The following is an 18,075-nucleotide window of genomic DNA, read 5'->3' as shown; positions in this document are numbered from 1 at the left end:
CGAAGTCTCCGCGCCCCCGCAACCCGACGCCTCGGTGAAGTCGCCCGATCAGGGGGCAGGGGCAGGGCCCGGCGGCGCTGTCCGGCTACCGGCGGGCCCCTTGAGTCCCGGACTCAGCCGCGGACCCCGCAGAGATGCAGCAGTCCGGCGATCCGGCGGTACGGGTCCGTCCGGCCGGCGCGGTCCTCGGCGGCCAGGAGGCGTTCCAGTTCGTCGGCGGCCGGCAGGCCGACGTCGCCGCGGATGCCGTCGGTGAAGACGTGCACGCCGTACCAGGCGTGCAGCGGCGCCGCGATGCCGGCGAGGGTCGACGTGAGCGCGTCCAGGCGGTCGGCCCGTACCTTCGCGCCGCTCCCGTCGGTGTCGACGTCCGCGTCGAAGCCGGCGAGCGCGCCCGCCCAGTCCCCGGCGAGGCCCGGCCGCATGGCCAGCGCCTCCGCGTTCCGTACCACCAGGGACAGCAGACCGCCGGGCGCCAGCATCCGGGCCAGGCCCGCGAGCAGCGCGTCCGGTTCGTCGGCGTGCAGGAGCACGCCGTGGCACAGCACGACGTCGAAGCTGCCGGGCAGGAAGTGCACCCCGGTCTCGCGCCCGTCGCCCTCGATCAGCCGGACCCGCTCGCGGATGCCGGCGGGTTCGGTCGCCAGCGACTCGCGCGCGGTCTTGAGCAGCTCGGGATCGGCCTCCAGGCCGGTCACGGTGTGACCGGCGCGGGCCAGGCGCAGCGCCTGGGTGCCCTGGCCCATGCCCGCGTCGAGGATCCGCAGCCGCTGCCCCACCGGGTAGCGGGCGGCTATCTGCTCGTCGAGCTGGCGCGCGATCAGCTCCTGGCGGACGGTGTCGCGCAGCCCGCCGGGCACGGCGGACCAGGGTCCGACGACGGGCAGCACCCCGCCCGCGGCCGATTCCTCCGCGCTCAGGGCCGCTCTCCGCGCTTGACCTGCGGCTTCGGCAGCCGCAGCCGGCGCATCTGGAGCGTGCGCATCAGGCCGTACGCGATCGCGCCGCGCTTCGACTCGTTCGGGAAGCGCTCGGCCAGCTGCTTGCGCAGCCGGAGCCAGATGCCGATCGAGTCGATGACGATCATGACGATGACACCGGCCCACAGCAGCAGCGAGATGTTCTGCAGCTGACGGTTGGTGTTGCCGAACAGCGACAGGATCAGGATCACCACGGCCATCGGCAGGAAGAACTCCGCGACCGCGAAGCGCGAGTCGACGAAGTCGCGGACGAACCGCCGCACCGGGCCCTTGTCGCGGGCCGGCAGGAAGCGCTCGTCACCGCTGTTCAGCGCCTCGCGCTGACGGGCCAGGTCCGCGCGGCGGGCCTCGCGCTGACGCTTGGCGGCCTCCTTGCGGTCCAGCGGCGCTGACTGGGCCCGGCGGCGCTGGGTCTGGGCCTCGCTCCGCTTCGGGGTCGGGCGGCCCTTGGGGGCCTGAGGGTCGCGGGGCTGCTTGGAGAGGTCCGCCGTCACCTGGTCGGTGGGGGCCTTCTCATCCTTCGAACGGCTACGGAACACAAGGCCAAGGGTACGTGCTGCCAGGCATGGACCCCAGCACGGCCGGGAACGATCCGCTAACACCCTGCGTCTCCGCCTGCGGGGAACGGGGCGGCCAGGGGTCTCCCTACTCCCTGGGCCGGAGGTGCGGTGATCTCCACTCGTCCTTGGGGAGGAGCACATCGGGCCCCGAACAGTGCGGTAATGGAGAGAGGAACCGTACTGTGGTTCTTGTTGGAGTGCTGGAGCCGAGTCCGTCAGAAGGGGGCGCGCGAAGCCCATGAGCGGTGTGATGAAGCGTATGGGGATGATCTTCCGCGCGAAGGCAAACAAGGCCCTCGACCGGGCCGAGGATCCGCGCGAGACCCTCGATTACTCCTATCAGAAGCAGCTGGAGCTGCTGCAGAAGGTGCGCCGCGGCGTCGCCGACGTGGCGACCTCCCGCAAGCGGCTCGAACTGCAGCTGAACCAGCTCCAGGGCCAGTCCGCCAAGCTGGAGGACCAGGGCCGCAAGGCGCTGGCGCTCGGCCGCGAGGACCTGGCGCGCGAGGCGCTGTCCCGGCGGGCCGCGCTGCAGCAGCAGGTCAGCGACCTGGAGGTGCAGCACCAGACCCTGCAGGGCGAGGAGGAGAAGCTCACCCTCGCCGCGCAGCGGCTCCAGGCCAAGGTCGACGCCTTCCGCACGAAGAAGGAGACGATCAAGGCGACGTACACGGCCGCCCAGGCGCAGACCCGGATCGCCGAGTCGTTCTCCGGCATCTCGGAGGAGATGAGCGACGTCGGCCTGGCGATCCAGCGGGCCGAGGACAAGACCGCCCAGCTCCAGGCGCGGGCCGGCGCGATCGACGAGCTGCTCGCCTCGGGCGCCCTCGACGACCAGTCCGGTCTGGCCAAGGACGACATCCAGGCGGAGCTCGACCGGCTCTCCGGCGGTACGGACGTGGAGCTCGAGCTGCAGCGGATGAAGGCCGAGCTGGCCGGAGGGCCCTCGGCGCAGCAGCAGGCCATCGAGGGCGGCAACGGCACCGCGCAGAACCAGAACCAGCAGCAGTCCCAGCCCCGCTTCGAGAAGTAACCCCTTCGGCACGAGGACGGCACGTCATGATCGTACGGATCATGGGGGAGGGCCAGCTCACGCTGGCGGACAGTCACTTCGCCGAGCTGAACAAGCTCGACGACGAACTCCTGGAGGAGATGGACTCGGGCGACGAGGCGGGCTTCCGCCGCACGCTCCACGCCCTGCTCGACACGGTCCGGGAGCTCGGCGAGCCGCTGCCCGACGACGCGCTGGAACCCTCCGAGCTGATCCTGCCCGCTCCTGACGCGAGTCTCGACGAGGTCCGGGCGATGCTCTCCGACGACGGCCTCATCCCCGGCTGAGCGCTCCTTCCGATGCCCCGTTCCCCACGGACGGGGCATCGGTGCGTCCGGGCCCCGCGACCCCGTACCGTCTTCTGCTGTGACGACCAACGGCACCCCGCTCGCGACCCCGCTCGCGCGGACCCGGCACCGGCTGCGGGCGCATCCTCTGGCCTTCGACGCGGGCCTGGCCCTCGTCGTGCTCGCGTGCATGGTCACCGGCTCCTTCACCGACCCGCACGGCAGCCCGGACGGGCCCACCTTCGGCGACCGGGTGCCCACCGCCTTCGGCGTGGTCCTGATGCTGCTCGGGGCGGCCGCGCTGGTGTTCCGGCGCCGGCAGCCCATCGCGGTGCTCGCGGCCACCACCCTCTTCTCCCTGGTCGCGCTGATCGGCGACGAACGCCCGGCCCCGGTCACCATGAGCGCCGTCGTGGCCCTCTTCACCGTCGCCTCCCGCACCGACCGGCCCACCACCTGGCGGCTCGGCCTGGCCACCATGACCGCGGTGACCTTCGCCGCCATGGTCTTCGGGCCGACGCCCTGGTACGCGCAGGAGAACCTGGGCGTCTTCGCCTGGACCGGGATGGCCGCGGCGGCCGGGGACGCGGTGCGCAGCCGCCGGGCCTTCGTGGACGCCATACGGGAGCGGGCCGAGCGCGCCGAGCGCAGCCGCGAGGAGGAGGCCCGGCGGCGGGTCGCGGAGGAACGGCTGCGGATCGCCCGCGACCTCCACGACGTGGTGGCCCACCACATCGCGCTGGTGAACGTGCAGGCCGGGGTCGCCGCGCACGTCATGGACAAGCGCCCCGACCAGGCCAAGGAGGCCCTGGCGCACGTGCGCACCGCCTCCCGTTCGGCGCTGGACGAGCTGCGTGCCACGGTCGGGCTGCTGCGCCAGTCGGGCGACCCGGAGGCCCCGACGGAGCCGGTGTCGGGCCTCGCCGTCCTCGACGACCTGCTGACCACCTTCCGCAACGCCGGGCTCCCGGTCGAGCTGGCCCGCACCGACGGCGGCGCCGCCCTGCCGGCGGCCGTCGACCTCGCCGCGTACCGGATCATCCAGGAGTCGCTCACCAACGTGCGCAAGCACGCGGGGCCCGAGGCGAGGGCGGAGGTCAGCGTGGTCCGGGTCGGCCGCACCGTCGAGATCACCGTCCTTGACGACGGCCCGCTGATCGCCGAACCCGTGCCCGGCGGCGGGCACGGCCTGGTCGGCATGCGCGAGCGGGTGACCGCCCTGGGCGGCACGCTGACCGCCGCACCCCGCTACGGAGGCGGCTTCCGGGTGCAGGCGATACTGCCCGTGACCGGCCGCACGGGGGAGGACGACGACACATGACGACCCACGAGGGCACGCCCATCAGGGTGCTGCTCGCCGACGACCAGGCCCTGCTGCGCAGCGCCTTCAAGGTCCTGGTCAACTCCGAGCCCGACATGGAGGTGGTCGCCGAGGCCGCCGACGGCGCCGAGGCGGTGGCCCTGGCCCGGGCCACCAAGGCGGACGTCGTCCTCATGGACATCCGGATGCCCGGCACCGACGGCCTGGCCGCCACCCGCCTGATCACCGCGGACCCCGAGCTGTCGGACGTACGGATCGTCATGCTGACCACCTTCGAGGTGGACGAGTACGTGGTGCAGTCGCTGCGCGCCGGGGCCTCCGGCTTCCTGGGCAAGGGCGCGGAGCCGGAGGAGCTGCTCGGCGCCATCCGGGTCGCGCACGCGGGCGAGGCGCTGCTCTCGCCGGCCGCGACGAAGGGCCTGATCGCCACGTTCCTCGCGCAGGGCGGCGGCGCGGACGCGGGCCAGGAGGCACCGGCCTACTCCGAGCGCCTGTCGGCGCTCACCGCCCGCGAGCGCGAGGTGCTCGTCCTGGTGGCGGGCGGCCACTCCAACGACGAGATCGCCGAGCGGCTCGACGTCAGCCCGCTCACCGTGAAGACCCATGTGAACCGGACCATGGCCAAGCTGGGCGCCCGCGACCGGGCCCAGCTGGTCGTCACGGCCTACGAGTCGGGGCTCGTACGTCCAAGGGTGGAGTGACCCCGGGGGCGGGCGTACTCCAGACGCGGTATGCGCGGCATAAGGAATTGGGCCCGGGGGCCGAGGATCGGGCCCTTCGCGTGGCTGATCGTATAAGCGGACACCCCTGGGGGCCCCTGAGGGTGTCCGGTCGCCGAGTACGCCACAGAAGAGAGTCCCCATGTCCTGGCTGTCCAGATTCAGCCTCGCGCAACGGGCCCTGATCGGGCTGATGTCCCTCGTCGCGCTCCTCTTCGGAGTGATCGCGATCCCGCAGCTGAAGCAGCAGCTGTTCCCCTCGATCGAGCTCCCGATGGTCTCGATCCTCGCCCCGTACCAGGGCGCCTCGCCCGACGTGGTCGAGAAGCAGGTGGTCCAGCCGATCGAGAACAACCTCAAGGCCGTCGACGGCATCAAGGGCATCACGTCCACCGCCTCCGAGGGCAGCGCCGTCATCATGGCCAGCTTCGACTACGGGGACGAGGGGACCAAGCAGCTCGTCGCCGACGTCCAGCAGGCCGTGAACCGGGCCCGCGCCACGCTGCCCGACTCGGTCGACCCGCAGGTGGTGGCCGGCTCCACCGACGACATCCCGACCGTCGTCCTCGCCGTCACCTCCGACAAGGACCAGCAGGCACTCGCCGACCAGCTGGAGAGGACCGTCGTCCCGGTCCTCGAGGACATCGACGGCGTCGCCCAGGTCACCGTCGACGGGGTGCAGGACCTCCAGGTCTCCGTCACGCCCGACGACCGCAGGCTCGCCGCGGCCGGCCTGAGCCCGGCGAAGCTCGCCGAGGCGATCAGGAACGGCGGCGGCACCATGCCCGCCGGCGCCTTCTCGGAGGCCGGCAAGAGCCGCACCGTCCAGGTCGGCGGCGGCTACACCTCGCTCAAGCAGATCGAGGACCTGCGGATCAAGCCCGAGAAGGGCAGGGCGGTCCGACTCGGCGACGTCGCCACGGTCGAGCAGGAGGAGTCGCGCCGCGTCTCCATCACCCGCACCGACGGCAAGCCCAGCCTCGCCGTCATGGCCACCATGGACAAGGACGGCAGCGCCGTCGCCATCTCCGACGCGGTCCAGGACAAGCTGCCCCAGCTGCGCAAGGACCTCGGCGCGGGCGCCGAGCTGACCGTGGTCTCCGACCAGGGCCCGGCCGTCGCCAAGTCGATCTCCGGCCTCACCACGGAGGGCGCGCTCGGCCTCGTCATGGCCGTCCTCGTCATCCTGGTCTTCCTCGCCTCGCTGCGCTCCACCCTGGTCACCGCGGTCTCCATCCCGCTGTCGGTCGTCCTCGCCCTGATCGTGCTGTGGACCCGCGACCTGTCGCTGAACGTGCTGACCCTCGGCGCGCTCACCATCGCCATCGGCCGGGTCGTCGACGACTCGATCGTGGTCCTGGAGAACATCAAGCGGCACCTCGGCTACGGCGAGGAGCGCCAGGCCGCGATCATCACGGCGGTCAGGGAGGTCGCCGGCGCGGTCACCTCCTCGACGCTCACCACCGTCGCCGTCTTCCTGCCGATCGGTCTGGTCGGCGGCATGATCGGCGAGCTCTTCGGCTCGTTCAGCCTGACCGTCACCGCCGCGCTCCTCGCGTCGCTGCTCGTGTCGCTCACCGTCGTGCCGGTCCTCTCGTACTGGTTCCTCCGCGCCCCGAAGGGCACCCCGGAGGACCCGGAGGAGGCCCGCAGGCTGGCCGAGGAGAAGGAGAACAGGAGCAGGCTGCAGCGCGCGTACGTGCCGGTGCTGCGGTTCGCGACCCGGCGCCGTCTCACCAGCGTGGCCATCGCCCTCGTGGTGCTCTTCGGCACCTTCGGAATGGGCGGCCTGCTCAAGACCAACTTCTTCGACCAGGGCGAGCAGCAGGTCCTGACGGTCAAGCAGAAGCTGGCGCCCGGCACCAGCCTCGCCGCCTCCGACGAGGCCGCGAAGAAGATCGAGAAGGTCCTCGCCGACACCGAGGGCGTCAAGGACTACCAGGTCACCGTCGGCTCCTCCGGTTTCATGGCGGCCTTCGGCGGCGGCACCGGCTCCAACCAGGCCTCCTTCCAGGTCACCCTGGAGGACTCCGCCTCGTACGAGAAGACCCGCGACGCGATCGACGCGGCGCTCGGCAGGCTCGACGGGATCGGCGACACCTCCATCGCGGCCGGTGACGGCTTCGGCAACCAGGACCTGAGCGTGGTCGTCAAGGCCGGCGACCCGGCCGTCCTGAAGAAGGCCTCCGAGCAGGTCAGGACCGCGGTGGCGGAGCTGAAGGACGTCACGGACGTCCAGAGCGACCTGTCGCAGTCCGTGCCCCGGATCTCGGTGAAGGCCAACGAGAAGGCCGCCGACGCGGGCTTCGACGACACCACCCTCGGCATGGTCGTCTCCCAGGCCGTGCGCGGCATCCCGGCCGCCAAGGCGACCCTCGACGACACCGAACGGGACGTCCTGATCACCTCGGCGAAGCCGGCCACCACCCTGGCCGAGCTGAAGGCGCTGCCGCTCGGCCCGGTGAAGCTGGGCGACGTCGCCACCGTCGAGCTGGTGGCGGGACCGGTCTCCATGACCCGGATCGACGGCGCCCGCGCGGCGACGATCACCGCCAAGCCGACCACCGACAACACCGGTGAGGTCAGCGCGGCCCTCCAGAAGAAGATCGACGGCCTCGACCTCCCGGACGGCGCCACCGCCACCATCGGCGGTGTCTCCGAGGACCAGGCCGAGGCGGCGAGCAGCATGGCCCTGGCGATGCTCGCGGCCGTCGCGATCGTCTTCATGCTCCTGGTCGCGACCTTCCGCTCGCTGGTCCAGCCGCTGATCCTGCTGGTCTCCATCCCGTTCGCGGCGACCGGCGCCATCGGCCTGCTCGTGGCGACGGACACGCCCATGGGCGTCCCGGCGATGATCGGCATGCTGATGCTGATCGGCATCGTGGTCACCAACGCGATCGTGCTGATCGACCTGATCAACCAGTACCGGGCCCAGGGCCTGGGCGTGGTCGAAGCGGTGATCGAGGGCGGACGGCACCGTCTGCGACCGATCCTGATGACGGCCCTGGCGACGATCTTCGCGCTGCTCCCGATGGCGCTCGGGATCACCGGCGAGGGCGGCTTCATCGCGAAGCCGCTGGCCGTGGTGGTGATCGGCGGCCTGATCACCTCGACGCTGCTGACCCTGCTGCTCGTCCCGACGCTCTACGCGATGGTGGAGCTCCGCAAGGAGCGCCGCGCGAAGAAGAAGGCGGCCAGGCGGGCGGCGAAGGGCGGCGAGGGCGACGCGCCGGTCCCGCCGCAGGCGAAGGAGCCGGCCGCGGTCTGATCCGCACGGCAGGCACGACGAAGGGGCGCCCCGCACGCGCGGGGCGCCCCTTCCGTGTGTCCGTGCCGTCCTCCGTACCGAGGAATCGTTACGGCAGAGCCAGCATCCGCTCCAGGGCGAGCTTGGCGAAGGACTCCGTCTCCTTGTCGACCTGGATCCGGTTGACCAGGTTGCCCTCGGCGAGGGACTCCAGGGTCCACACCAGGTGCGGCAGGTCGATCCGGTTCATGGTCGAGCAGAAGCAGACCGTCTTGTCGAGGAAGACGATCTCCTTGCCCTCGTCGGCGAAGCGGTTCGCCAGGCGGCGGACCAGGTTCAGCTCGGTGCCGATGGCCCACTTCGAGCCGGCCGGGGCCGCCTCCAGCGTCTTGATGATGTACTCCGTGGAGCCCACGTAGTCGGCGGCGGCCACGACCTCGTGCTTGCACTCGGGGTGGACGAGCACGTTGACGCCCGGGATGCGCTCGCGCACGTCGTTGACCGAGTCCAGGCTGAACCGGCCGTGCACCGAGCAGTGCCCGCGCCACAGGATCATCTTCGCGCCGCGCAGCTCCTCGGCGGTCAGGCCGCCGTTCGGCTTGTGCGGGTTGTAGACCACGCAGTCGTCCAGCGACATGCCCATGTCGCGGACGGCCGTGTTGCGGCCCAGGTGCTGGTCCGGCAGGAAGAGCACCTTCTCGCCCTGCTCGAAGGCCCAGTCCAGGGCGCGCTTCGCGTTCGACGAGGTGCAGATGGTGCCGCCGTGCTTGCCGGTGAAGGCCTTGATGTCGGCGGAGGAGTTCATGTACGAGACGGGCACGACCTGCTCGGCTATGCCGGCCTCGGTGAGCACGTCCCAGCACTCGGCGACCTGCTCGGCGGTGGCCATGTCGGCCATCGAGCAGCCGGCGGCCAGGTCGGGCAGCACGACCTTCTGGTCGTCACCGGTCAGGATGTCCGCCGACTCGGCCATGAAGTGCACGCCGCAGAAGACGATGTACTCGGCCTCCGGCTTGGCGGCGGCGTCACGGGCGAGCTTGAAGGAGTCGCCGGTGACGTCGGCGAACTGGATGACCTCGTCGCGCTGGTAGTGGTGCCCGAGGACGAAGACCTTGTCCCCGAGCTTCTCCTTGGCGACGCGGGCGCGTTCCACCAGGTCGGGGTCGGACGGCGACGGCAGGTCGCCGGGGCACTCCACGCCACGCTCACTCTTGGGGTCGGCCTCGCGGCCGAGCAGGAGAAGGGCGAGCGGCGTCGGCTGGACGTCCAGGGGCTGGGCGGTGGTCACGTCACGCACCCTTTCTACAGTGAGCCTCGTAAAGCCTTTTCGTCTAAATGACGCTATCTATCATAACCGGTTCACGTCACTTTGACGATGTCCATAGTGTCGATGTGACGAATTCGCCTCCCGCCGCTCCGGACGTACCCGGACTTCGGCTTCCCCGTCTCGGGGCGCGGTGTGCGAGCATGAAGGGGAAAGACACGCCTCGGCCCGGAATGAATCCGCGGCCCCGCCGGTTGCAACCGTCGGCAAGCAGTCTCCGTACCAACCCGGGAGAGAAGCAGATGTCCGTATCGGACGAGAAGACCACTGTCAGCGACGGCATCCTCCTGTCCGACGCCGCCGCGGCCAAGGTCAAGGCCCTGCTCGACCAGGAAGGCCGTGACGACCTGGCGCTGCGCGTCGCCGTTCAGCCCGGTGGCTGCTCCGGCCTGCGTTACCAGCTGTTCTTCGACGAGCGCTCGCTCGACGGCGACGTCGTCAAGGACTTCGGCGGCGTCAAGGTCGTCACCGACCGCATGAGCGCCCCGTACCTGGGCGGCGCCTCGATCGACTTCGTCGACACCATCGAGAAGCAGGGCTTCACGATCGACAACCCGAACGCCACGGGCTCCTGCGCCTGCGGCGACAGCTTCAGCTAAGCGGCAGGCCTCGGCCGAGCCATAGCACGCGTGAGGGCGGCACCCGGAGGTCCGGGTGCCGCCCTCACGCGCGTTCTCGCGCGGTGCCGGACGTCCTACTGCCGGGGCACCGCCTGGCTGCTCGCCCCGTCCACGACCGGCCGGTCACCCAGCGGCGCCTGGAGCGTCACCGACTTCGTGATCTCCAGGGCGACCATGATGCAGGCCCTGCCCGGCTCGCGCGGCGTCTCCTTGATCCGCACCACGACCTGCCGCGGGCTCTCCTCCGCCGTCACCGCGTAGTCGGAGCACGCCCCGCCCCAGAAGGTCACCGACAGCTTCCGGCCACCGGCGTCCGTCGTGAACGAGGTGACCTGCCGCTCCGGCGCCGTCCCCTGGTCGGGCGCCGGCGTGGGGGTGGGCGAGGGCTTGGCCGGCGGGGTCAGATAACGCGCGTCCACCGCCGTGCGCACCACTGTGTACGGCTCGGTCCCGGGCTTCGCCTGCGCCGTGAACAGCCACGCCGGCACGAGCACCTGCTCGCCGTCCACGTACTGCGCGGCCAGACCGAACACCGCGCCCGTCACCGCCACCTCGTCCGGCGGCGCCATGTCGACGGTCGTCTGGCAGGGGGCCTGCCCCGTCCCGCCCTCGGTCTTGCCGTCGCCCTCGGTCAGCGGCATGTCCCGGGGCTGGTCGGCCGTGCCCGCCGGCGGGTCCGTGGCGCAACCGCCGATGCCGATCGGGCCGGTGCCCTTCGAGGCCTCGTTCAGCTCGGCGAGCGCCTTCTCCGCGCCGACCACCGGATAGGTGTCGCCCTTCACGGGCTCCTTCAGGCGCCCGCTGCCGGCCGTCACGGACCCGTCCGGGCCGATGTGGATCCCCGTGGACCAGCCGTACGTGGGCAGCCCGCCCACCACCGGGTCGGCGTTGACCACCCGCTCGGAGCCGTTCATGACCTGGCTCGCGTCCACCTTGGCGTCGTCTTGGCCGATCGCCTTGAGCACCGGAGCGGCCGCCGCCTTCGCCGCGGCCTCGCTCACCGGTGAGCCGCCCGTCGGCTTCGCCTCCCCGGGCAGAGGGCAGGCCTTGCCCTTGAGGCAGGTGTCGCCGACCGGGCCGCCGTCGTACCGGCTGAGCGTCCAGCTGCCCGGCGCCTTCGCCGACACGTCGAGGCGCAGCCCCGAGGCGTCCTTCTCCGGGGCCAGCCGCCACACCTCGCCGACCAGCTGCGGGGTGCCCGGGATCCCCAGGGCCTCGGCGAGCCGGGTCACCTCCGCCGAGGTGACCCGGCCCTCGGGCCGGTGGACCGCGGCCGAGGAGGGCCCATGGGGGAGCGGGCCCTTGGCTGTGTAGACGGTCCCGTTGGGGCCGCCGCCCGGGTCCGGCTCGCCCGGCGCGATCCCCGGACCGCCGTCCGTCGCGCCGCCCAGCTTCAGCGGCGGGGGAGCGGCGGCCTTCTCCTCGGCGGCCTTCGCGCCGCCGCCGTCGCCCTGGGCCGTGGTGGCGTAGTACACGCCTCCGCCGCCCACGAGGAGCACTCCCGCCGCCACCGAGGCGACCAGAAGCGGACCGCGCTTCCCGGGCCGGTTCTCCGTACTGCTGCTCACCGCGTGCTCCTCCAGACGTGGCATCCCTGCGGAAGACACCCATGGGACGAGGGCGACGCGGTTCCGGTTCCCCGGTTGCTCCGGGCCGGTGACGGCCGGCGGCGGACCGGTGGCGGACCGGCGGCCGACCGGCGGCTCCAGGGGGTGTCTCAGACCCCGTACTCGGAGGTGGCGGCGATCAGTCTGGCCGACGCGGCCGGCACCTCGACGCCGTGGATCAGCGCGGGGGACACCGGTGCGGCCGCCGGACCTGACGGAGTCACCCAGTGCGGGGCCATCCGCGCGCCGTCCCCGCACAGCTCGGCGAGGCTGAAATCGGACTCCTGGGGCTCACGAGGAGCGGGGTACTCGGTCATGGCCGCACCGTACGCACGCTCCGGCTCCGGGGAAAAGCCCTACTCTGGGGTAGTTTCCGCTGTTCGGCTTCCGCACCCGCAGCCGGTAGCGTGAACTGTCATTGCCGTCCCTCCACCAGGAGCGCCCAGCCGTGCGTATCGCAGTCACCGGCTCCATCGCCACCGACCACCTCATGACCTTCCCCGGCAGGTTCGCCGACCAGCTCGTCGCGGACCAGCTCCACACGGTCTCGCTGTCGTTCCTGGTCGACAACCTCGACGTCCGCCGGGGCGGCGTCGCTCCGAACATCTGCTTCGGCATGGGTCAGCTCGGCGGCAACCCGATCCTGGTGGGCGCGGCCGGCTACGACTTCGACGAGTACCGCGCCTGGCTCGACCGGCACGGCGTCGACACCGGCTCCGTCCGCATCTCCGAGGTGCTGCACACCGCCCGCTTCGTGTGCACCACCGACACGGACCACAACCAGATCGGCTCCTTCTACACCGGCGCCATGAGCGAGGCCCGGCTGATCGAGCTCAAGGCCGTCGCCGACCGCGTGGGCGGCCTCGACCTGGTCCTCATCGGCGCCGACGACCCCGAGGCGATGCTGCGCCACACCGAGGAGTGCCGCACCCGCCGGATCCCCTTCGCCGCCGACTTCTCGCAGCAGATCGCCCGCATGGGCGGCGAGGAGATCCGCACCCTCATGGACGGCGCGGCCTACCTCTTCTCCAACGAGTACGAGAAGGGCCTCATCGAGTCGAAGACCGGCTGGAGCGACGAGGAGATCCTCGGCCGGGTCGGCCACCGGGTCACCACCCTCGGCTCGCGCGGCGTGCGCATCGAGCGGGCCGGCGAGGACCCGATCGAGGTCGGCTGCCCGGAGGAGGAGGCCAAGGTCGACCCGACCGGCGTCGGCGACGCCTTCCGGGCCGGCTTCCTGACCGGCCTCGGCTGGGGCGTCAGCCTGGAGCGCGCCGCCCAGGTCGGCTGCATGCTCGCCACCCTGGTGATCGAGACCCTGGGCACCCAGGAGTACACCCTGCGCCGCACCAACTTCATAGAGCGCTTCACCAAGGCGTACGGCGACGAGGCCGCCGCCGAGGTCCAGGCCCACCTGGCCTGATCCGCGCGAGCACCGGACCCCGGGCGCCCGACGGCACCCGGGGTCCCGCCGTGTCACGCCACCCGGCGCACCACGTACGCGGTGCCGCCCTTCGGTGACGGCTCCTCGCCCACGTACTCCTGGCCGCGCATCTCGCACCAGGCCGGGATGTCCAGACGGGCCGCCTCGTCGTCGGAGAGCACGGTCACCGTGCCGCCCACGGGCACGTCGCCGATGACCCTGGCCAGCTCGATCACCGGGATCGGGCAGCGCTTGCCGAGGGCGTCGACCAGGAGCGTGTCCGGCGCCCCCTCCGACACGGCCGCCGGGTGCGGGGCGCCGAGCCGCTCGCGCACGCCGGCGACCAGGCTCGGCAGGACGGCGAGGAAGCGGTCCACGTCCTCCTCCGCCGTGCCCGCCGGCAGCGAGACCCGGACGTTTCCCTCACTCAGGACGCCCATGGCGCGCAGCACATGGCTGGGCGTCAGCGTGGAGCTCGTACACGACGAACCGGACGAAACGGAGAAACCCTCCCGGTCCAGCTCGTGCAGCAGCGTCTCTCCGTCGACATAGAGACAGGAGAAGGTGACCAGGTGCGGCAGCCGCCGCACCGGATCGCCGACCACCTCCACGTCCGGCACCAGCTCCGGCACCCGCGCCCGGATCCGGTCCACCAGGGCCCGCAGCCGCGCCGACTCGGCCGCCGCCTCCGCCCGTACCGCCCGCAGCGAGGCCGCTGCCGCCACGATCGCCGGCAGGTTCTCGAAGCCCGGCGCCCGCCCCGACTCCCGCTCGTCACCCGGACCTTGCGGGGCGAACCGGACACCCTTGCGCACCGCGAGCAGCCCCACGCCCGACGGGCCGCCCCACTTGTGCGCGCTCGCCGTGAGCAGCGACCAGCCCTCCGCCACCGGCCCCCAGCCGAGCGACTGCGCCGCGTCCACGAGCAGCGGCACCCCCGCCGCCCGGCAGACCTCCGCCACCTCGGCGACCGGCTGCTCGGTCCCCACCTCGTGGTTGGCCGACTGCAGACAGGCCAGCGCGGTACGGGCGTCGAGCGCCGCCGCGAAGCGCTCCGGGTCCACCGCGCCCGACCTGCTCACCGGCACCTCGGCCACCGTCCCGCCCGCCGCCGCGTGCGCCTCGCCGGCGTGCAGCACGGAGGAGTGTTCGACGGCCGACACCACGAGCCGGTCCCCGACGCGCCGGCGCCCGGCGAGCGCCCCGGAGATTCCCGTGTGAACCGCGCGCGTCCCCGAAGGAGTGAAGACCAGCTCGTCCGGGCGGCAGCCCACCGCCTCCGCCGCGGCCTCCCGTGCCGCGTCCAGCAGCAGCCGGGCCCGCCGCCCCTCCCGGTACAGCCGGGCCGGATCGGCCCAGCCCTCGTCCAGGGCGGCCAGGAGCGCCTGGCGGGCGACGGGGTGCGGCGGAGCGGCGGACGCGGCGTCGAAGTACGGCATCCGCCCACGGTAGGGCCTGTCGCCGCGAACCCCGAGCAGGCCCCGGCCCGGCCCGCGTGATCCCTCGTCAGAACCGGCGCCCCGGCCGCCGGTCGACGGCCGTACGGCCCCCGGAAAACCCTCCGCGGAACGCCCCGGTCCACTCCTTCGGGGACTCGGACGGCGCGTTGGGCACCCTCCCCGCGCGACCCCAAATAGCGTCCAGTAGGGTTTGGTCCGCATAAACATCCAAACCCCTGCCCGCGGCCGGGGCGGCGACCGACCAGCGAGACGGACGGCCGTGGCAGCCGACCTACGCGGGCCGAGACTCTCGGGAAGGCGCTACGTGAGTCCCAACGGCTCCGACCGCTCGTCGCGGCGCCCGATGCGGCGGAAGCTGCCGCAGGTGCTGACTGCGGGCCTGATCCTGGCGACAGCCACCGGCTGCTCGTACAACTGGGAAGACTTCCCTCGCCTTGGCATGCCCACCCCCGTGACGGAAGAGGCTCCGCGGATCCTCTCCCTCTGGCAGGGCTCGTGGGCGGCCGCGCTCGCCACCGGCGTGCTGGTGTGGGGCCTCATCCTGTGGGCCACCATCTTCCACCGGCGCAGCCGCACCAAGGTCGAGGTACCCCCGCAGACCCGTTACAACATGCCGATCGAGGCGCTGTACACGGTCACCCCGCTCATCATCGTCTCGGTGCTCTTCTACTTCACCGCGCGCGACGAGTCCAAGCTCCTCGAGCTCTCCGCCAAGCCCGCCCACACCATCAACGTGGTCGGCTACCAGTGGAGCTGGGGCTTCAACTACATCGAGAACGTGCCCGGTGTGACCGGCGACGCGAAGACGGACAAGAACCTCGCGACGCTCCCGGACCGGTACAAGAACGCGCTGCCGGACAACGCCGGCGGCGTCTACGACTACGGCATCCCCGGCACGCGGAACCCGCAGACCGGCAACCCGGGCCCGACCCTGTGGCTGCCCAAGGGTGAGAAGGTCCGGTTCGTCCTGACCTCCCGTGACGTCATCCACTCCTTCTGGGTGGTCCCCTTCCTGATGAAGCAGGACGTCATCCCGGGTCACCCGAACGCCTTCGAGGTCACCCCGACCCAGGAGGGCACCTTCCTCGGCAAGTGCGCCGAGCTGTGCGGTGTCGACCACTCCCGGATGCTCTTCAACGTCAAGGTGGTCTCCCCGGAGCGCTACCAGCAGCACCTGAAGGAGCTGGCGGAGAAGGGGCAGACCGGCTACATCCCGTCGGGCATTGCGCAGACGGACCCGGCCAGGAATGCGGAGAAGAAGCAACTGTGAGCATCCTCAACGAACCCCAGGGTGCGGCCGCGGCTGAGGACTCGTACGAGAACGAGCTCCCGGTTCGCCGCAAGCAGCCCGGCAACGTCGTGGTGAAGTGGCTGACGACCACCGACCACAAGACCATCGGCACGATGTACCTGGTCACGTCGTTCGCCTTCTTCTGCGTCGGCGGCCTGATGGCGCTCTTCATGCGCGCCGAGCTGGCCCGTCCGGGCACGCAGATCATGTCGAACGAGCAGTTCAACCAGGCGTTCACGATGCACGGCACGATCATGCTGCTGATGTTCGCGACGCCGCTGTTCGCCGGTTTCGCGAACTGGATCATGCCGCTGCAGATCGGCGCGCCCGACGTGGCGTTCCCGCGGCTGAACATGTTCGCCTACTGGCTGTACCTCTTCGGCTCGATCATCGCGGTGGCCGGCTTCCTCACCCCGCAGGGTGCCGCCGACTTCGGCTGGTTCGCCTACTCCCCGCTGTCGGACGCGGTCCGCTCGCCGGGCGTCGGCGCCGACATGTGGATCATGGGTCTGGCCTTCTCCGGCTTCGGCACGATCCTCGGCTCGGTCAACTTCATCACCACGATCATCTGCATGCGCGCCCCGGGCATGACGATGTTCCGCATGCCGATCTTCACCTGGAACGTGCTGCTGACCGGTGTCCTGGTCCTGCTGGCCTTCCCGGTCCTGGCGGCCGCGCTGTTCGCCCTGGAGGCGGACCGGAAGTTCGGTGCCCACGTCTTCGACGCGGCCAACGGCGGCGCACTGCTCTGGCAGCACCTCTTCTGGTTCTTCGGACACCCTGAGGTGTACATCATCGCCCTGCCGTTCTTCGGCATCATCTCCGAGGTCATCCCGGTCTTCAGCCGCAAGCCGATGTTCGGCTACATCGGTCTGGTCGCCGCGACCATCGCGATCGCCGGTCTGTCCGTGACCGTGTGGGCCCACCACATGTACGTCACCGGTGGCGTGCTCCTCCCGTTCTTCTCCTTCATGACGTTCCTCATCGCCGTTCCGACCGGCGTGAAGTTCTTCAACTGGATCGGAACGATGTGGAAGGGCTCGCTGTCCTTCGAGACCCCGATGCTCTGGGCCGTCGGCTTCCTGATCACCTTCACCTTCGGTGGTCTGACCGGCGTCATCCTGGCCTCGCCCCCGATGGACTTCCACATCTCCGACTCGTACTTCGTGGTCGCGCACTTCCACTACGTCGTCTTCGGCACCGTGGTCTTCGCGATGTTCTCCGGCTTCCACTTCTGGTGGCCGAAGTTCACGGGCAAGATGCTGGACGAGCGCCTCGGCAAGATCACCTTCTGGACGCTGTTCATCGGCTTCCACGGCACGTTCCTGGTGCAGCACTGGCTCGGTGCCGAGGGCATGCCGCGTCGTTACGCGGACTACCTCGACGCCGACGGCTTCACCGCGCTGAACACGATCTCGACGATCTCCTCGTTCCTGCTCGGCCTGTCGATCCTGCCGTTCTTCTACAACATCTGGAAGACCGCCAAGTACGGCAAGAAGATCGAGGTCGACGACCCGTGGGGCTACGGCCGTTCGCTCGAGTGGGCGACGTCCTGCCCGCCGCCGCGGCACAACTTCCTCACCCTGCCGCGGATCCGTTCCGAATCCCCGGCGTTCGACCTGCACCACCCTGAGATCGCGGCTCTCGACCAGCTCGAGAACAAGCCTCACGAGGTGGCGGCCCTCAGCGGCGGCAAGGAGGCCGGCAAGTGAAGATCCAGGGCAAGATGTTCATCTGGCTGAGCGTCTTCGTCCTCGCCATGGCGATCGTCTATGGCGTGTGGTCGAAGGAGCCGGTCGGTACGACGGCGCTGTTCCTGGCGTTCGGTCTCTGCATCATGATCGGCTACTACCTGGCCTTCACGGCCAAGCGGGTCGACGCCATGGCGCAGGACGACAAGGAGGCCGACGTCGCGGACGAGGCCGGCGAGGTGGGCTTCTTCGCCCCCCACAGCTGGCAGCCGCTCTCGCTGGCCGTCGGCGGTGCGCTCGCCTTCCTCGCCATCGCGATGGGCTGGTGGCTGCTGTACTTCTCGACCCCGCTGATCCTGGTCGGCATCTTCGGCTGGGTGTTCGAGTTCTACCGCGGTGAGAACCAGAACCAGTAGCAGCACCCCGTAACACCCCGAGGGGCAGGGGGGGGGGGGTGTTGGGGGAGGGGGGGGGGGGGGGGTTGTTGTGTTTGT

The 18,075-nt window shown here is 71.1% G+C and carries 16 protein-coding genes; 10 read left to right on the top strand and 6 right to left on the bottom strand.

Annotated elements, in window-relative coordinates; all coding sequences use genetic code 11:
- Positions 1-113: 113 nt before the first annotated feature.
- The gene (locus ACFWJO_RS14620; RefSeq protein WP_386865053.1) at positions 114-860 is read right to left on the bottom strand and encodes a class I SAM-dependent methyltransferase; all 747 of its coding nucleotides are present in this window, start codon (positions 858-860) and stop codon (positions 114-116) included.
- A 56-nt stretch (positions 861-916) separates the two neighbouring features.
- Positions 917-1,519, bottom strand: a complete 603-nt coding sequence (locus ACFWJO_RS14615; protein ID WP_386865052.1) for a DUF3043 domain-containing protein — start codon at positions 1,517-1,519, stop codon at positions 917-919.
- A 259-nt stretch (positions 1,520-1,778) separates the two neighbouring features.
- Between ACFWJO_RS14615 and ACFWJO_RS14610 the strand changes: the two genes are divergently transcribed.
- The 5 genes from ACFWJO_RS14610 to ACFWJO_RS14590 all read left to right on the top strand — a co-directional run bounded on the left by ACFWJO_RS14610 (position 1,779) and on the right by ACFWJO_RS14590 (position 8,186).
- The gene (locus ACFWJO_RS14610) at positions 1,779-2,573 is read left to right on the top strand and encodes a PspA/IM30 family protein (protein WP_384421533.1); all 795 of its coding nucleotides are present in this window, start codon (positions 1,779-1,781) and stop codon (positions 2,571-2,573) included.
- Positions 2,574-2,599: 26 nt separating this feature from the next.
- On the top strand, positions 2,600-2,878 hold the full coding sequence (locus tag ACFWJO_RS14605; protein ID WP_386865051.1) for a hypothetical protein: 279 nt from the start codon (positions 2,600-2,602) through the stop codon (positions 2,876-2,878).
- A gap of 79 nt (positions 2,879-2,957) precedes the next feature.
- Positions 2,958-4,199 (top strand): sensor histidine kinase, encoded by a 1,242-nt coding sequence (locus ACFWJO_RS14600; protein ID WP_384421536.1) that lies wholly within the window; start codon positions 2,958-2,960, stop codon positions 4,197-4,199.
- Positions 4,196-4,900 carry a response regulator gene (locus tag ACFWJO_RS14595; RefSeq protein WP_386865050.1) on the top strand — a complete coding sequence of 235 codons (705 nt, stop codon included), beginning with the start codon at positions 4,196-4,198 and terminating at the stop codon, positions 4,898-4,900. The genes ACFWJO_RS14600 and ACFWJO_RS14595 overlap by 4 nt, the downstream gene beginning before the upstream one ends.
- A 160-nt stretch (positions 4,901-5,060) precedes the next feature.
- The gene (locus ACFWJO_RS14590) at positions 5,061-8,186 is read left to right on the top strand and encodes an efflux RND transporter permease subunit (RefSeq protein WP_386865049.1); all 3,126 of its coding nucleotides are present in this window, start codon (positions 5,061-5,063) and stop codon (positions 8,184-8,186) included.
- 88 nt (positions 8,187-8,274) lie between these two features.
- On the opposite strand, the gene nadA is transcribed toward ACFWJO_RS14590, so the two are convergent.
- Positions 8,275-9,462: a quinolinate synthase NadA gene (gene nadA / locus ACFWJO_RS14585; RefSeq protein WP_384421541.1), complete on the bottom strand. Its 1,188-nt coding sequence runs from the start codon at positions 9,460-9,462 to the stop codon at positions 8,275-8,277.
- 269 nt (positions 9,463-9,731) lie between these two features.
- On the opposite strand from nadA, the gene ACFWJO_RS14580 reads away from it, so the two are divergent.
- Complete coding sequence (locus ACFWJO_RS14580; protein WP_019885637.1) at positions 9,732-10,088, top strand: iron-sulfur cluster assembly accessory protein; 357 nt, start codon at positions 9,732-9,734, stop codon at positions 10,086-10,088.
- A 95-nt stretch (positions 10,089-10,183) separates the two neighbouring features.
- Here ACFWJO_RS14580 and ACFWJO_RS14575 read toward each other — a convergent pair whose 3' ends face one another.
- Positions 10,184-11,701, bottom strand: a complete 1,518-nt coding sequence (locus ACFWJO_RS14575) for a hypothetical protein (RefSeq protein ID WP_386865048.1) — start codon at positions 11,699-11,701, stop codon at positions 10,184-10,186.
- Between the two features lie 125 nt (positions 11,702-11,826).
- Positions 11,827-12,033, bottom strand: a complete 207-nt coding sequence (locus tag ACFWJO_RS14570; protein WP_386865047.1) for a hypothetical protein — start codon at positions 12,031-12,033, stop codon at positions 11,827-11,829.
- 131 nt (positions 12,034-12,164) lie between these two features.
- Here ACFWJO_RS14570 and ACFWJO_RS14565 point away from each other — a divergent pair, with 131 nt between their 5' ends.
- The gene (locus ACFWJO_RS14565) at positions 12,165-13,139 is read left to right on the top strand and encodes a carbohydrate kinase family protein (RefSeq protein ID WP_386865046.1); all 975 of its coding nucleotides are present in this window, start codon (positions 12,165-12,167) and stop codon (positions 13,137-13,139) included.
- Positions 13,140-13,192: 53 nt separating this feature from the next.
- Here ACFWJO_RS14565 and ACFWJO_RS14560 read toward each other — a convergent pair whose 3' ends face one another.
- Positions 13,193-14,578, bottom strand: a complete 1,386-nt coding sequence (locus ACFWJO_RS14560) for a cysteine desulfurase/sulfurtransferase TusA family protein (protein WP_386865045.1) — start codon at positions 14,576-14,578, stop codon at positions 13,193-13,195.
- 325 nt (positions 14,579-14,903) lie between these two features.
- Here ACFWJO_RS14560 and coxB point away from each other — a divergent pair, with 325 nt between their 5' ends.
- From coxB to ACFWJO_RS14545, 3 genes are read left to right on the top strand one after another with little or no spacing between them, the layout of a single operon-like run.
- Positions 14,904-15,869, top strand: coding sequence for a cytochrome c oxidase subunit II (coxB, locus tag ACFWJO_RS14555; protein WP_386865044.1), 966 nt, complete (start codon positions 14,904-14,906; stop codon positions 15,867-15,869).
- Positions 15,866-17,602 (top strand): cytochrome c oxidase subunit I, encoded by a 1,737-nt coding sequence (ctaD, locus tag ACFWJO_RS14550; protein WP_386865043.1) that lies wholly within the window; start codon positions 15,866-15,868, stop codon positions 17,600-17,602. Before coxB ends, ctaD begins: the two co-directional genes overlap by 4 nt.
- On the top strand, positions 17,599-17,997 hold the full coding sequence (locus ACFWJO_RS14545; RefSeq protein WP_384421554.1) for a cytochrome c oxidase subunit 4: 399 nt from the start codon (positions 17,599-17,601) through the stop codon (positions 17,995-17,997). Before ctaD ends, ACFWJO_RS14545 begins: the two co-directional genes overlap by 4 nt.
- Positions 17,998-18,075: the final 78 nt, after the last annotated feature.

Origin of the sequence: Streptomyces sp. NPDC127092, assembly GCF_042722475.1 — a bacterium.
Lineage (GTDB): Bacteria > Actinomycetota > Actinomycetes > Streptomycetales > Streptomycetaceae > Streptomyces.
This window is presented reverse-complemented; position numbering and strand designations above follow the sequence as displayed.